Annotated in this window: 14 protein-coding genes; 4 read left to right on the plus strand and 10 right to left on the minus strand. The window is 63.7% G+C overall.

Annotated features, from left to right (window positions below; all coding sequences use genetic code 11):
• The 4 genes from VA602_RS08435 to mrcB all read right to left on the minus strand — a co-directional run.
• Nucleotides 1-939 (minus strand): thiamine pyrophosphate-binding protein (locus VA602_RS08435; protein WP_323452988.1); only part of this gene is annotated, 939 nt, incomplete at its 3' end.
• Nucleotides 940-1,353: 414 nt separating this feature from the next.
• Nucleotides 1,354-1,680 (minus strand): YqcC family protein, encoded by a 327-nt coding sequence (locus VA602_RS08440; RefSeq protein ID WP_065861606.1) that lies wholly within the window; start codon nt 1,678-1,680, stop codon nt 1,354-1,356.
• On the minus strand, nt 1,677-2,456 hold the full coding sequence (locus tag VA602_RS08445) for a tetratricopeptide repeat protein (protein ID WP_323452989.1): 780 nt from the start codon (nt 2,454-2,456) through the stop codon (nt 1,677-1,679). Before VA602_RS08445 ends, VA602_RS08440 begins: the two co-directional genes overlap by 4 nt.
• A gap of 26 nt (nt 2,457-2,482) precedes the next feature.
• Nucleotides 2,483-4,804, minus strand: coding sequence for a penicillin-binding protein 1B (gene mrcB / locus VA602_RS08450; protein WP_063542782.1), 2,322 nt, complete (start codon nt 4,802-4,804; stop codon nt 2,483-2,485).
• Nucleotides 4,805-4,918: 114 nt separating this feature from the next.
• Between mrcB and VA602_RS08455 the strand changes: the two genes are divergently transcribed.
• From VA602_RS08455 to VA602_RS08465, 3 genes are all read left to right on the plus strand, one after another.
• Nucleotides 4,919-6,481: a bifunctional aminoglycoside phosphotransferase/ATP-binding protein gene (locus VA602_RS08455; protein ID WP_063542780.1), complete on the plus strand. Its 1,563-nt coding sequence runs from the start codon at nt 4,919-4,921 to the stop codon at nt 6,479-6,481.
• Between the two features lie 98 nt (nt 6,482-6,579).
• Nucleotides 6,580-6,927, plus strand: a complete 348-nt coding sequence (locus VA602_RS08460; protein WP_323452990.1) for a pentapeptide repeat-containing protein — start codon at nt 6,580-6,582, stop codon at nt 6,925-6,927.
• A 136-nt stretch (nt 6,928-7,063) separates the two neighbouring features.
• Nucleotides 7,064-7,342 (plus strand): TfoX/Sxy family protein, encoded by a 279-nt coding sequence (locus VA602_RS08465; protein ID WP_151926447.1) that lies wholly within the window; start codon nt 7,064-7,066, stop codon nt 7,340-7,342.
• 205 nt (nt 7,343-7,547) lie between these two features.
• Here VA602_RS08465 and VA602_RS08470 read toward each other — a convergent pair whose 3' ends face one another.
• From VA602_RS08470 to VA602_RS08485, 4 genes are read right to left on the minus strand one after another with little or no spacing between them, the layout of a single operon-like run.
• A complete protein-coding gene (locus VA602_RS08470; RefSeq protein WP_323452991.1) occupies nt 7,548-8,447 on the minus strand; it encodes a ChaN family lipoprotein in 900 nt (299 codons plus the stop codon).
• 9 nt (nt 8,448-8,456) lie between these two features.
• Nucleotides 8,457-9,224: a heme ABC transporter ATP-binding protein gene (locus VA602_RS08475; protein ID WP_323452992.1), complete on the minus strand. Its 768-nt coding sequence runs from the start codon at nt 9,222-9,224 to the stop codon at nt 8,457-8,459.
• Nucleotides 9,224-10,207, minus strand: coding sequence for a FecCD family ABC transporter permease (locus tag VA602_RS08480; protein WP_323453002.1), 984 nt, complete (start codon nt 10,205-10,207; stop codon nt 9,224-9,226). Before VA602_RS08480 ends, VA602_RS08475 begins: the two co-directional genes overlap by 1 nt.
• Before the next feature lie 50 nt (nt 10,208-10,257).
• The gene (locus tag VA602_RS08485; RefSeq protein ID WP_323452993.1) at nt 10,258-11,142 is read right to left on the minus strand and encodes a heme/hemin ABC transporter substrate-binding protein; all 885 of its coding nucleotides are present in this window, start codon (nt 11,140-11,142) and stop codon (nt 10,258-10,260) included.
• 149 nt (nt 11,143-11,291) lie between these two features.
• Between VA602_RS08485 and VA602_RS08490 the strand changes: the two genes are divergently transcribed.
• Nucleotides 11,292-11,609, plus strand: a complete 318-nt coding sequence (locus tag VA602_RS08490) for a Rieske (2Fe-2S) protein (RefSeq protein WP_323452994.1) — start codon at nt 11,292-11,294, stop codon at nt 11,607-11,609.
• Here VA602_RS08490 and sfsA read toward each other — a convergent pair.
• Nucleotides 11,599-12,312 carry a DNA/RNA nuclease SfsA gene (gene sfsA / locus VA602_RS08495; RefSeq protein WP_054892593.1) on the minus strand — a complete coding sequence of 238 codons (714 nt, stop codon included), beginning with the start codon at nt 12,310-12,312 and terminating at the stop codon, nt 11,599-11,601. The genes VA602_RS08490 and sfsA overlap by 11 nt on opposite strands.
• The gene (locus VA602_RS08500; RefSeq protein WP_200603708.1) at nt 12,312-13,484 is read right to left on the minus strand and encodes a pyridoxal phosphate-dependent aminotransferase; all 1,173 of its coding nucleotides are present in this window, start codon (nt 13,482-13,484) and stop codon (nt 12,312-12,314) included. Before VA602_RS08500 ends, sfsA begins: the two co-directional genes overlap by 1 nt.
• Between the last annotated feature and the right edge of the window lie 121 nt (nt 13,485-13,605).

Below are 13,605 nucleotides of genomic sequence, written 5' to 3' on the forward strand. Positions count from 1 at the left end.
CATCTTCGAGATCGACGCAGGGTCGATGTCGATGTGGATGATCTTGGCGTTCGGGCAGAACTTGGCCGGGCCGTTGACCACACGGTCATCGAAGCGCGCACCCACGGCGAGGATCACGTCGGCATTGTGCATCGCCAGGTTGGCGGTGTAGCTACCGTGCATGCCCAGCATGCCGAGGAACTGGCGATCGGTACCCGGGAAGCCACCCAGCCCCATCAGGGTGTTGGTGACCGGAAGGTTCAGGGATTTGGCGATTTCGGTCAGGGCTTCGGAGCCGCCACCGAGAATCACGCCGCCGCCGGAATAGACGATCGGACGCTTGGCGGCCAGGAGCATCTCGGCGGCCTTGCGGATTTGGCCGGAGTGGCCACGGACCGCAGGGCTATAGGAGCGCAGCTTGACCTTTTTCGGGTAGACGTATTCGAACTTCTCGGCCGGGTTGGTCATGTCTTTTGGAATGTCGACCACGACCGGACCTGGGCGACCGGATTGCGCCAGGTAGAACGCTTTTTTCAGAACTTCCGGAATCTCGGTGGGGTTCTTGATCATGAAGCTGTGCTTCACGATCGGCCGGGAGATCCCGATCATGTCGGTTTCCTGGAAGGCATCGGTGCCGACCATGGTGCTGGGCACCTGGCCAGACAGGATGACCATCGGGATGGAATCCATGTAGGCGGTGGCGATACCGGTAATAGCGTTGGTCGCACCGGGACCGGAGGTCACCAGGACCACGCCAGCCTTGCCGGTGGCACGGGCGTAACCGTCTGCCATGTGAGTGGCAGCCTGCTCATGACGCACCAGGATGTGCTGGACTTCCGGTTCCTTGAACAGGGCATCGTAAACATGAAGGAGAGCACCACCAGGGTACCCGTAGATGTGCTTAACGCCTTCGTCACGCAAGAAGCGGACGACCATCTCAGCGCCAGATAAAAGCTCCACGTTGTTCACCTCTAAAACGCCAGAATACCGCCCCATCCGGGCGGGTCTTAATAGGTTTACTGCCAAGCAGAGCATGAGCGAACGTCAGCACTGACTGAGCAAGTATTGGGATCGCCCCAGAGTGTTGCGGGGTTTTCCCACCCAGCGCGAGGTAACGCGTTGCGGGGTGTAGCGAGTCGGCGCGGGTGTGCGCCTCATGATCTGCCTAGCGGGTCTGCTTCTGGCAGTCCCCCTACAGCGGAAACTGGATTCTTCTGATTCGCCGCCCTCAAGTCAAGAAAAATTATTGCCAATTTTTCCCTGAGATGAATTCCCACCACCACGAAAAAGGACACCAGCAGCAGGAAAGCAAAGATTTCCATAAAAAAGGGCCACAATCTGCGGCCCTTGAAGGAAAAAGAGAAGAAATCAGGCTCAAGCGGCGATCAATCGATCGAATGCTGCCAGCAGGCGGCGAAGTTCGCGGCTTTCTTCCGGACGGTCGGTGAAGACCGTCTCGGCCATGATCAGGATCCCAGATGCACTGGGCAGAGGATGGCCATGCTCGAGAATAAGCTTCATCCGCGGCAGGAAAATCCACTGCAGCCACTGCTCGAACGCCAGCGTATCGACTGCGAACGGTACGGTGCTGGCCAGGGCGCTTTCGCTAGGAGACACCTCGTCCCACCAGCCACGGACCTGAAGCTCGCGCTCGATCAGCAGCAGGTGGTCGGCAATATCGAGAATGCGCTGTTCCATCACGACGCGGTCCGCGCCTTCTGCCGTGCCAGGGCGGCGCCGGCACTGTCACCCTGCTTCTCGCGAGCCTGGGCGATGATGTTCCACAGCTCGGCCTGCAGATCAGGACGACCGTTGGCATACGTCAGTGCCCGGCGAGCGAGTTGCTCGGATTGTGCAGCGTCACCTTGCGACAGACGCACCTGAGCCAGGCGGAACAGCACCTGCGGCTCACGCGGTGCGATGCGCTGGGCACGCTCCAGGCTGGACGAAGCACCGTTGAGGTCTCCGCTGCCCTGCTGCTGTTGGGCGGTGGTCAGCAATGCCAGTACCGGACCGTCCAGCTGCTCATCGGCGGACAACCCGCCCCCATTGCTGCGCGGAATACCGGTAGGCGCACGAGTGGCAGCGGCCGGGGCGCTGTTCATCGACGCGATGTCGAAAGGTTCGTCACCTGCCGGATTAGGGTTGGTGGTGATCGGCCCGCTACTGACCGGTCCCGGGGTGATCGGGCCGGTGCTCAGCGGTGCAGAGCCGGCCTGGGCCGGGAACGTCTGGATCGGCGATGCGCCCGCGCCCTGCGGGATCATCACCGTGACCTCGGAATCCTCAGGCAGGGACTGGGCCTGGGACGTACCATTGCTGCCGGAGGAGACCGGCGCGCCACGGTTGGCCGAGACACGCTCGCTGTTCGAGACCCGCGTACTCGAATCGACCACCGGAATGGCGCCACGCGGGACGCTGGCGCAGCCGTGCAGCACGGCCAGCGCCGTCAAGGCAGGAAACCACCACTTGTTCACTTCACACCCTCTTCAATACAGGCCGCTCAATTCATCCAGCCCTTGACCCAGTCCATGACCGACTCGGCAGGATTCTGTTCGCCACCGCAAGTCGTACCGGCAGGTGGTTCGCTCCCACGAATATACGGCATCTGCACCGCTCCCGGACAGCTACCGTCGGAGCCCTGGGCGCTGTGCGGATCGATCCAGGCCTTCACCACGTTATCCGGCTGCGGCATGTCCAGCGGCAGCGGGTCGGCCTTGCGCATGAAGCTGGTCCAGACCTGCAACGCGCCGGTGGCGCCGGTGAACGGGGTCTTGCCATTGTCGTCGCGGCCAAGCCAGACCACTGCCAGCAGGTCCTGGCTGAAGCCCGAGAACCAGCTGTCGCGCGAGTCGTTGCTGGTACCGGTCTTGCCCGCCAGCGTCAGATTGTTCGGCAGCACGTTGTACACCGAGCGGCCGGTACCCTCGCGCATCACCCGCTGCATGGCGTTCTGCACCAGGTAGATCGCACCCGGATCGAAGGTCTGCTGGATCTGGAACGGGTAGCGCTTGAGCGGCTCGCCTTCGGCGGTCAGCACGCTGCGAATCCCGCGCATCGGTGTATTGAAGCCGCCGTTGGCAATGGTCTGGTACATGGTCGCGACCTGCATGGGCGACATGCCGCCAGCGCCCAGCAGCATCGACGGGAACGCCGGCCAGTCGACCTTGACACCCAGTCGGCCGATGGTCTTGATGACGTTGGGCACGCCCACCTCAAGGCCCAGCTTGGCGGTGGACAGGTTGTAGGAGTTGGCCAGCCCCTGATACAGGTAGATCGTGCCGTGGGAGCGTCGGTCGTAGTTCTGCGGGCGCCATACCTGGCCATCGGCGCCCTTGACCGAAAACGGTTCGTCCTGCACCCAGCTGGTCAGGGTGTACTTGCTCGGCTGCTCCAGCGCAGTCAGATAGACCGCCGGCTTGACCAGCGAACCGATCGGCCTGACCGCGTCGATGGCGCGGTTGAAGCCGGCGAAGCCCGACTGACGGCTGCCGATCAGCGCCTGCACTTCGCCGGTTTCCGGGTTGGTCACCACCATCGCCGACTCGACCTCGTCGGCGCCCTTGCGGCCGGCCAGGCGCTTGAAGGTTTCACTCATCGCGGTTTCGGCCTTCATCTGCAGGATCGGGTCGAAACTGGTGAAGATACGCAAGCCTTCTTCGGTCAGGTCTTCGTCGCGATAGTCCTGGCGCAACTGACGCTTGACCAGGTCGAGGAAGGCCGGGAAAGAACTATCGGCCAGGCTGCCGCGCTTGGTCACGCCCAGCGGCATCTTCTTCGCCGCATCGACCACTTCCTGGCTGGCCACGCCCTGCTCGGCGAGCAGGTCGAGCACCAGGTTACGCCGTTGCAGAGCGCGCTCAGGGTAGCGGCGCGGGTTGTAGTAGGACGGCCCCTTGACCATACCTACCAGCAGGGCAATCTGGTGCAGCTTGAGCTCCGACAGCGGCTGGCTGAAGAAGAACTGGCTGGCCAGGCCGAAACCGTGCACCGCGCGCTGGCCGTCCTGACCGACGAACACCTCGTTCAGATAGGCCTCGAGAATCTCGCGCTTGTCGTAGTGCATTTCGAGCAGCACGGCCATCATCGCCTCGGTCAGCTTGCGGCTGAGGCTGCGTTCGTTGGTCAGGAAGAAGTTCTTCACCAACTGCTGCGTGAGCGTACTGCCGCCCTGGCGCATGGCCCCGGACGAGGTGTTGACCCACACCGCCCGCGCGATCGACTTGGGCGAAACACCGAAGTGGCTGTAGAAGTCGCGGTCTTCGGTGGCGATCAAGGTCTCAAGCAGGTATGGCGGCACCTGGTCGATATTGATCAGGATGCGGTCTTCGAGATTCTTCGGGTAGATACCACCGATCATCAACGGTTCCAGGCGCACCACGTCAAGCTTGCCACCGTTGGCCCCTGCCAGCCCCGCGACATAGTCGCCGGAGAAACGTACACGCACGAACTGCGCAGGCTCCATGCCCTCGTAGAACTGGAAGCCTCGGGTATTGAGATCGACGTTGCCGCCGTTGACCGAGGCCTCGCCCGGACCATTGGCCGTTGCCTCGCGGCGGTAACCCAGGGCATCGAGTTCGGTGAGGAAGTCGTCCTTGCTCAGCTTCTGGCCGACGAACAGCTCCAGCGGCCGGGCATACACCTTGGCCGGGATGGTCCAGCGCTTGCCGGAGAACTTCTCCTGGACGACGGCATCGAGGTAGACCGCAAAGCCGGCGATCACCACCAGGCCGACCAGGCTGAGCTTGAGAGCCCAGCCCAGCCAGGCGCGGGAGCGGCTGGGCGGACGTTTCTTGGGGGTTCGGGAATTTCGGGTACGAGTCATGGCGGCGGATTATACGCACTTTGCAAAGGCAGGGGACGCCCTCTGGCGGTAGGCAGGGGCGGCTCCATTGACCATAATGTCGCCTTCGAATTCCCTGACCCCGGAAGGATCTCCGTGAGCCAAGCCCTGATCAGCGCGCTGCAGAACCCCGCCCTCTACCCCCACGCCGTAGAAGGCTTCCAGCTCATCGAGACGCACATCTCCTGGGTTCTACTCACTGGCGAATACGCCTACAAGATCAAGAAGCCGATGAACTTCGGCTTCCTCGATTTCACCGGCCTGGACCAGCGCCAGCATTTCTGTAACGAAGAATTGCGCCTGAACCAGCGCCTGACCGAAGGCCTGTACCTGGAAGTGCTGCCGATCACCGGCAGCGCCGAAGCACCGCAGCTCGGCGGCGAAGGTGAGCCGATCGAGTTCGCCCTGAAGATGCGCCAGTTCCCCCAGGGTCAGATGCTCAGCACCCTGCAAGCCAACGGCGAGCTGAACGCCGGCCACATTGACCAGATGGCCCGGCAGATCGCCGAATTCCACCTGCAAGCGCCGAAAGTGCCGGTCGATCACCCGCTGGGCACGCCGGAAGCGGTAATGGCGCCGGTCGAGCAGAACTTCGAGCAGATCCGCCCGTTCCTTACCGACAAGGCCGACCTGCAGCAACTCGACGCCCTGCAAGCCTGGGCCCGCAGCAGCTTCGAACGCCTGCATGGCCTGCTCGAGGCGCGCAAGGCCAATGGTTTCATCCGCGAGTGCCACGGCGACATCCACCTGGGTAACGCCACCCTGATCGACGGCAAGGTGGTGATCTTCGACTGCATCGAATTCAACGAGCCGTTCCGCCTGACCGATGTGTACGCCGACACCGCTTTCCTGGCCATGGACCTGGAAGACCGCGGCCTGAAATGCCTGGCCCGGCGCTTCGTCAGCCAGTACCTGGAACTGACCGGCGACTACGAAGGCCTGGAACTGCTGAATTTCTACAAGGCCTACCGTGCCCTGGTACGCGCCAAGGTCGCCCTGTTCAGCCTGTCGCCCGATGCCGATGGCGTGCAGCGCGCCACGACCCTGCGCACCTATCGCAACTACGCCAACCTGGCAGAGAGCTACAGCGCCATCCCTTCGCGCCTGCTGGCCATCACCCATGGCGTATCCGCCGTCGGCAAGAGCCATGTGGCGATGCGCCTGGTCGAGTCGCTGGGGGCGATCCGCGTACGTTCGGATGTCGAGCGCAAGCGTCTGTACGGCGAGCAGCAGGCGCAGAACTCCGGCCAACTGCAAGCAGGCATCTATGACCAGGATGCCAGCATCGCCACCTACCAGCGCCTGAATGAGTTGGCCGCGACCATCCTGCGCGCCGGCTTCCCGGTCGTTCTCGATGCCACCTACCTCAAGCGCGAGCAGCGCAAGGCGGCAGCTGAAGTTGCCAACAGCACCGGCGTCCCCTTCCTGATCCTCGACTGCCAGGCGCCCGAAGCGGTCATCATCAGTTGGCTGGAGCAGCGTCAGACAGAAAATGTCGATCCGTCCGACGCCACCCTGGAAGTGGTCAAGGCCCAGCAAGCCAGCCGCGATCCATTGGACGAAGAGGAGGCCGTGCACGGCAAGCGCGTCGACACCCATGAAAGCGCCAGCATGGACCAACTCATCGAGCAGATCCGCCAGCGCCTGCCTGGTCTCTGACCTGCAAGGCGTGAAGCAGTCCACAGTTCGCGCCTGATCTTCGGCGCCACCTCAGTGATGGCATTACAATATCATCACAACCCTGAGGAGGCGCCGTCATGAACCAGCCCCGGCAACTGGACAACGCCCTGTACACCTTGGTGCGCGAGGAACAGATCGCCACCTTCAACCGCGAGAAGCCTGTCGATGGCCCTATCGATTTTCGCGGTGGTGATTTCCGAGGCATTGACCTGCGCAACCTCGACGTACGCGGCATCGATTTCACCGACGCCTACTTCCATGCAGCCGACCTGCGCGGGCTGGATCTACGCGAAACGGGCATGGAAGGTGCCAGCATCTCCCACGCGCAGATCTCCGGGACCTACTTCCCGGGCGACCTGAGCGCTGACGAAATCCTCATGTCCCTGAAGTTCGGTACGCGCATGCGTTATCGTCCGAAGGGCTGAGCCTGACATTTCTGGACACAGCATCCCGTCGCCCTCACATGGCAAAAGGCCGCGTATTCGCCCAGCCCCGCTACACTCCTCTCTGACCTGCTCGCGATTTATCCACAGACCCGTTCGGCCATCGCAAGGAGGCTCGATGAACGATGAGTTGCAGCATCTGAAGAATCTAGGCAAGACCTCTGCGCAATGGTTGCATGCCGCCGGCATCCACAGCGCTTCGGATTTGCGCCGCCTGGGCGCGGTCGGGGCTTACCAGGCCGTGAAAACACGGGGCTTCCGTGCCTCGAAAGTGTTGTTGTACGCCATCGAAGGCGCACTGCTGGATATGCATTGGAACGATCTGCCCGCCGAACGCAAGCAGGCACTGAACCAGCAACTGGACGCCAAGACCCCATCGCAAAAAAAAGCAGAATAATCGAAGAAAGGGTATTGACCTCTAAATGAGAATCGTTATGATTATCACAACTGGTCGCGAGACTGGTTGGATAAACTGAAAGCCCCTGGTTCGGACTCTCAGATTATCTCCTCATCAGGCTAATCACGGTTATTGACCCGGCAATTTGCCGGGTCTTTTTTTACCTGCAGGTTTGCAAGCACCCATCCTGTGCTACGCGGGGTGACTACCCACCGCGCAACTGAGCACAGTAATCCTGCTCAGGCAGTGCCGCGGTGTACCACACGTAGTCCGCCATCCCTGCCTCGACCTTCTGCCCGACTTCGGCCAGCAACAGCACACGGGTATCGCCCTGCGCCTGCAGATCGATCAGATGCAACGGCACACCCAAGTCCTTGCGCGCGTGATAGGCGCCGGCCAGCAAGAGTGCAGGCTGCGGTGCCGCGAGCAGACGCTCGGCCATGTATCGGTCCCTTTGCTGCTGGATGACCAGCATGGCCGGCAACTGGCTTTCCGGCAGCAATCCGCAATGGCCTTCGCGCACTTGCTCCAGCAGGGCAGCCTTCACCTGCGGGGCATTCGACTGCACGCCACTCAGCACGGGCTGTCGGCGATAGGCCTCACGCATTGCCTCGGGGCTCAGGTCGCCAGCCAACAAAACCCCAGGGCCTTTCAGGGCCTCGCGCACGATCGGCGCGTACATCTGCCAATCCCAACCCTGCTGCCAGTCCAGTGCTGCGGGCAAATCACTCGGAAGCTGCGCCTGACGCTGCACCTTGTCGATCAGCGGCTGCTGGGCAGGCTGGAGCATCTCCAGCACCACGCTGCCTTGCGGCCTGGCGGTCTGCAAAGCCTGCAGCAGCCATCGCTGCAGCGCATGGTGATCGGGGTTGTCGTGTTTTTCCCCGACCAGTATTCGCGGCACATCGCTCAATGCCTGAACCAGCTCATCGGGCGCCAGGACACGCCCACTGGGCAATGCCTGTATCTGACCGAGCGCTGGCTCTTCCAGCCCTTGGCTACTCTGCCAGGCTGGCAACTCTGGCAATGCAGGTCGATGTACCTGGCAACCCGAAATCGTCAAGAACACGCTCATCGACAGGCCGAACAGCAAGGCATAGCGCATCGAGGGCTCCTAGCGGGTGATGATCAGCGGGTGGCCACGCTCCGGATGGGGCTGCACGAGCACATCGATACCGAAGACCGCCTTGAGCGCCTGCGGGGTCAGCACCCGGGCCGGTGTGTCGAGCGCGTGGCTACGACCCTGTTCCAGCAGCAGAATAGCGTCACAGTAGCGCGCGGCAAGGTTCAGGTCGTGCAGGATCACCAGCACTGCCGCACCGCGGTCGGCAAAACTGCGCACCGCCTGCAACGTGGTGTGCTGGTGCAACGGATCGAGGGCCGAGGTCGGCTCATCCAGCAGCAGCGTCGCCCCCTCCTCCCCTGGCCACAGCTGCGCCAGCACCCGAGCCAGATGAACACGCTGACGCTCGCCGCCGGACAACGCGAGGTAACTGCGTTCGACCAGGTGCCAGGCATCGGCCGCCTTCAGTGCCGCCTCGACGATCTCCCGGTCGCGCTGCTGGCCACTACCGTGGGGCAACCGGCCCAGGCCCACCACTTCTTCGACACTGAAGGCAAAGCCCAGGCTGGACACCTGCGGCAACACCGCCAGACGTCGCGCGCGCTCCTGCCCCGACCAGTGTGCCAACGCCCGCCCTTGCAGCAGGACTTGCCCCTGGCTCGGCGCCAGCTCGCCACACAATGCCCCCAGCAAGCTGCTCTTGCCCGCCCCGTTGGGGCCTAGCACACCCAGGACCTGCCCAGGTCTGAGATGCAGGTCGATACCGTGCAGCACCTCGGTGCTGCCGCGCTTGAGCGACAAGCCTTTGACTTCGAGCATCAGCGCCCCCTCCTGACCAGCAGGAACAGGAAGAACGGAGCACCAATGAAGGCCGTCACGATCCCGATCGGCAGCTCCGCGGGTGCCAACGCCAAGCGTGCCACCAGATCAGCGAACAGCAGCAGCGTACCGCCCGCCAGCAACGACGCGGGCAACAGCACACGATGATCAGGCCCCGCAACCAGACGCACCAGGTGCGGAACCACCAGACCAATGAAGCCGATCAGGCCCGCTGCCGCCACTGCTGCGCCAACCCCCAGGGCAGTGCAGAACACCAGTTCGCGCTTGAGCCCTTCTACATCGATGCCCAGGTGACGCGCTTCGGACTCACCTAGCAACAACGCGTTCAACGCCTGCGCCCGACGCGGCAGCCACAAGGTTACCCCCAGTGCCACCAGCAGCAGTGGCCACAGGCGCTGATAGCTGGCGCCGTTGAGGCTGCCCAGGTTCCAGAACGTCAGAGTGCGCAAGGTGGCGTCGTCGGCCAGGTAGGTGAACAGCCCGACCGCCGAGCCGCCGAGAGCGGTCATGGCGATACCGGCCAGCAGCATGGTGGCCACGTCTGTCTGACCATTGCGGCGCCCCAGGCGATAGACCAACGCGGTGACCCCAAGCCCACCGATGAAGGCACAAAGCGACAGCAGGTAGGGTGCGAACCACTCCGGTATGCCACCCAGCCAGGCACCGCCGACAATGGCCACGGCGGCGCCGAGCGCCGCGCCGCTGGCAACCCCGACCAGGCCAGGATCCGCCAACGGGTTACGAAATAGCCCCTGCATGGCGACCCCGGACAGCGCAAGCACCGCACCGACGGCCAGCCCCAGGAGCGTGCGCGGCAAGCGGATCTGCCCGAGAATCAGCTCAGCTTGCTCGAGACCCGCCCGCTCGACGGACATCCCCAGCAGCCGCAATCCGGCGCGCAGGATATCGCCCAGCGGCAGGCTGACCGGCCCCAGCGCCAGCGACAGCCACACCGCCAGCAGGCACAGGAATGTCAGACCGATGAACAGCGTACGCGGCTGGACCCGCTGCTTCATTGGCTGAGGCTGGCCTTGGCTGCGGGATAGAAGGCGCCAGCCAGCTCATGCAAGGTGGCCGGCAGCCGCGGACCGAGGCCACCAACCAGCAGCGTCGGATCGAGTGACACCAGGCGCTTGTCGCGCACCGCACGCGAAGCGGCCAACGCCGGGTTTTCCTTGAGCAGCGCCTTGAGCGCCTGCTCGCCGTCCAGTGCCCGATCAGAAAACACCACGACGTCCGGATCCAGCGCTGCCAGCGCTTCAACGGAGAAGTTCTTGTAACCCTGGTGATCCGCCAGGTTGCGCGCACCAGCCTGGCGCAACAGCCAGTCGCCTGAAGTGCCCTGCCCCGCGATCAATGGCTTGGCCCCGGCATGGCCGACCAGCAGCAACACGCCTGGAGCCTTCTGACCAGCCTGGGCCTGCTTGATCTTCGCCTGCAGCGCATCGAGCTGCTGGTGGTAGCGGTTGCTCAGCTCACTGGCTTTATGCTGCGCACCGAGCAACTCGCCCAGGTGCTGAAGATTCTTGTCCACTGCCGCCAAGTCGGCCTCGCTGGAGAACAACTCGACACGCAGACCAGCCCCGCGCACCTGCGCCAGCACCGGCGGCGGCCCCATCTCCTCCGTGCCGACCAGCACATCCGGACGCAGGCTGAGGATACCCTCGGCCGACAGTTGGCGCTGGTAGCCGATGCTCGGCAGGGCCTTGAGCGACTGCGGATGCTGGCTGGTTGTGTCGACGCCGACCAGACGCGCCTCGCCGCCCAGGGCGCTGATCCATTCGCTCAGTGCGCCCCCGGCGCTGACCCAGCGCTGCGGCAAGTCGGCGGCCAGCAACGGGGAAGAAAGGACAAGACCGGCGCACAAGGCGATCAGGGCAACAGGACGGCGCATCATCGGGTTCCTTTGCAGAAGGCGGCCAGACACCTTGTGGCACCTGACGGAACTGCGCACCATGGACGGGCTGGCGCAGTGGATGCGGGCAATTTGATAATTATTCGCATTGAAGCGTCAAGCCACCATTGGTTTCAAGAGTCTTATCTGCAATGCATTTCCTCTGCTCCTCCCAAGCCCTCGCCGAAGGCCGCAGCCGCGCCTTCAGCGTAGCCGGTGAAACGCTGTTCGGCGTGCGCCGCCAGGGCCGGGTGTACCTGTACCGCAACCACTGTCCGCACCGCGGCATCACTCTGAACTGGGCACCGGACAGTTTTCTCGATGACAGCGCCAGCCTGATTCATTGCGCCCACCATGGCGCGCTGTTCCTGATCGAGTCCGGCGAATGCGTGTCGGGCCCCTGCGAGGGCGAGTCGTTGCAGGCCCTGGACTGCCACGAAGACAGCCAGGGCATCTGGCTCAAGGATTGAGCAATACCGGCAGGCGGCGATCGATGACGATCTGCTCGGCGTCAAGGCGTGCACCATAGGCCAGCACCTCGACGCCATCGGCCACCGCATCGCGCAGTGCCTGGGCATAGCCGGGGTCGATCTCTTCGGCCGGGCGTACCGCCTCGATGCCGGTGAGGTTGACGCAGTACAACTGCACGGCGCGAACACCCTGGCGGGCCAGTGCAGCGAGCTCGCGCAGGTGCTTGGCACCGCGTTGGGTCACCGCGTCAGGAAAGGCCGCCACCGCCGTATCGGGATAGCCCAGGGTCACACTCTTGACCTCGACATAAGCCGGGCCATCGGCGAACTCCAGGCGAAAATCCACGCGACTGCGCTCTTCGCCATAGGCCACCTCACGCTTGAGCGCGGTGAACCCGGCCAACTCGGTGATCACGCCCGCGCGCAGGGCTTCCTCGACCAAGGCATTGGCCCTGCCGGTATTGACGCAGGCCATGCGCCCCTGGGGCGTTTCGCTGATCTCCCAGGTACCCGGCAGCTTGCGCTTGGGGTCGTTGGAACGACTGAACCAGACCTGCCCGCCGTCGCGCATGCAATTGAGCATCGAGCCGGTATTCGGGCAGTGGATGGTCATCTGTTCGCCATTGGCCAGCTCGATGTCGGCCAGGAAGCGCTTGTAGCGGCGCAGCAGACGCGCCTGTTCGAGTTCGGGAAAAAACAGCATCAGGGTTGCCAGCTCCGCAGACCACGGGCAATGCGCTGCACCGCTTCTTCCAGGCGCGCCAGGCTCTGGGTGTAGGCAAAGCGTACGTGATGCCCGGCCTGGTGACGGCCGAAGTCCAGCCCGGGCGTGAAGGCCAGGTGCTCGGTTTCCAGGAAATGACGGCAGAAGGCGAAGGCATCGCCGCCGAAAGCACTGATGTCGGCGTATAGATAGAAGGCGCCCTGCGGCTCCACGGCGATGCCGAAACCGAGCTCGCGCAAGGCGGGCAGCAGGTAGTCGCGGCGCCGGGCGAACTCGGCGCGGCGTTCTTCGAAAATGGCCAGGGTGCCGGGCTCGAAGCACGCCAGCGCAGCATGCTGGGCCATGCTCGGCGCGCTGATGTAGAGGTTCTGCGCCAGCTTCTCCAGGTCAGCCACGGCCGAAGGCGGCGCCACCAGCCAGCCGAGACGCCAGCCGGTCATGCCGAAATACTTGGAAAAACTATTCAGGACGAAGGCGTCGTCATCCACCTCCAGCACGCTCGGCGCGTCCATGCCGTAGGTCAGGCCATGGTAGATCTCGTCCACCACCAGGTGCCCATGATGCTCACGGGTGGCCCGGGACAAGCTGGCCAGGGCCTCACGGTCGAGCACGGTGCCGGTCGGGTTGGCGGGCGAAGCCACCAGCGCGCCCACGGTATCCTTGTCCCAGTGCCGCTCGACCAGGTCGGCGGTGAGCTGGTAATTCACCTCCGGCCCCACCGGTACCAGTTGCGCGCCGCCTTCGACCAGGCGCAGGAAATGGCGGTTGCACGGGTAGCCTGGGTCGGCCAGCAGCCAGTGCTTGCCCGGATCCACCAGCAGGCTGCTGGCCAGCAGCAGAGCGCCGGAACCTCCAGGCGTCACGAGGATGCGCTCGGGATCCACCGACAGGCCATAACGCTGGCCGTAGAAACCGGCGATCGCCTCGCGCAACGCAGGCAGGCCACGGGCGGCAGTGTAGCGGGTGTGCCCTGCCGCGAGCGCGGCCTGCCCGGCTTCGACGATCGGCGCGGCCGTGGTGAAGTCCGGCTCGCCGATCTCCAGGTGGATCACATCATGGCCAGCCGCCTGCAGCTCGTTGGCACGCGCCAGCAGCGCCATGACATGGAAGGGTTCGATGGCGCGGCTGCGCGCACTGTAGGAGTGGGCCATGACCTTCTCTCAATTGAGTCTAAACTGGTGATTCTACTGTCGAGAAACACCGAACGGGCGACGCGGGCTGCTGTCAATACCTCGGATCGGGCGGGGTAGCGCACCCCCGATCTATCTGGTA

Origin of the sequence: Pseudomonas machongensis (assembly GCF_034961125.1) — a bacterium.
Taxonomy (GTDB): domain Bacteria; phylum Pseudomonadota; class Gammaproteobacteria; order Pseudomonadales; family Pseudomonadaceae; genus Aquipseudomonas; species Aquipseudomonas machongensis.

Coding starts and splice junctions, on each gene's coding strand:
- mrcB (WP_063542782.1), bottom strand. CDS start 4,804: ATGACTCGTACCCGAAATTCCCGAACCCCCAAGAAACGTCCGCCCAGC.
- VA602_RS08460 (WP_323452990.1), top strand. CDS start 6,580: ATGAACCAGCCCCGGCAACTGGACAACGCCCTGTACACCTTGGTGCGC.
- VA602_RS08465 (WP_151926447.1), top strand. CDS start 7,064: ATGAACGATGAGTTGCAGCATCTGAAGAATCTAGGCAAGACCTCTGCG.
- VA602_RS08470 (WP_323452991.1), bottom strand. CDS start 8,447: ATGCGCTATGCCTTGCTGTTCGGCCTGTCGATGAGCGTGTTCTTGACG.
- VA602_RS08475 (WP_323452992.1), bottom strand. CDS start 9,224: ATGCTCGAAGTCAAAGGCTTGTCGCTCAAGCGCGGCAGCACCGAGGTG.
- VA602_RS08485 (WP_323452993.1), bottom strand. CDS start 11,142: ATGATGCGCCGTCCTGTTGCCCTGATCGCCTTGTGCGCCGGTCTTGTC.
- VA602_RS08490 (WP_323452994.1), top strand. CDS start 11,292: ATGCATTTCCTCTGCTCCTCCCAAGCCCTCGCCGAAGGCCGCAGCCGC.
- sfsA (WP_054892593.1), bottom strand. CDS start 12,312: ATGCTGTTTTTTCCCGAACTCGAACAGGCGCGTCTGCTGCGCCGCTAC.
- VA602_RS08500 (WP_200603708.1), bottom strand. CDS start 13,484: ATGGCCCACTCCTACAGTGCGCGCAGCCGCGCCATCGAACCCTTCCAT.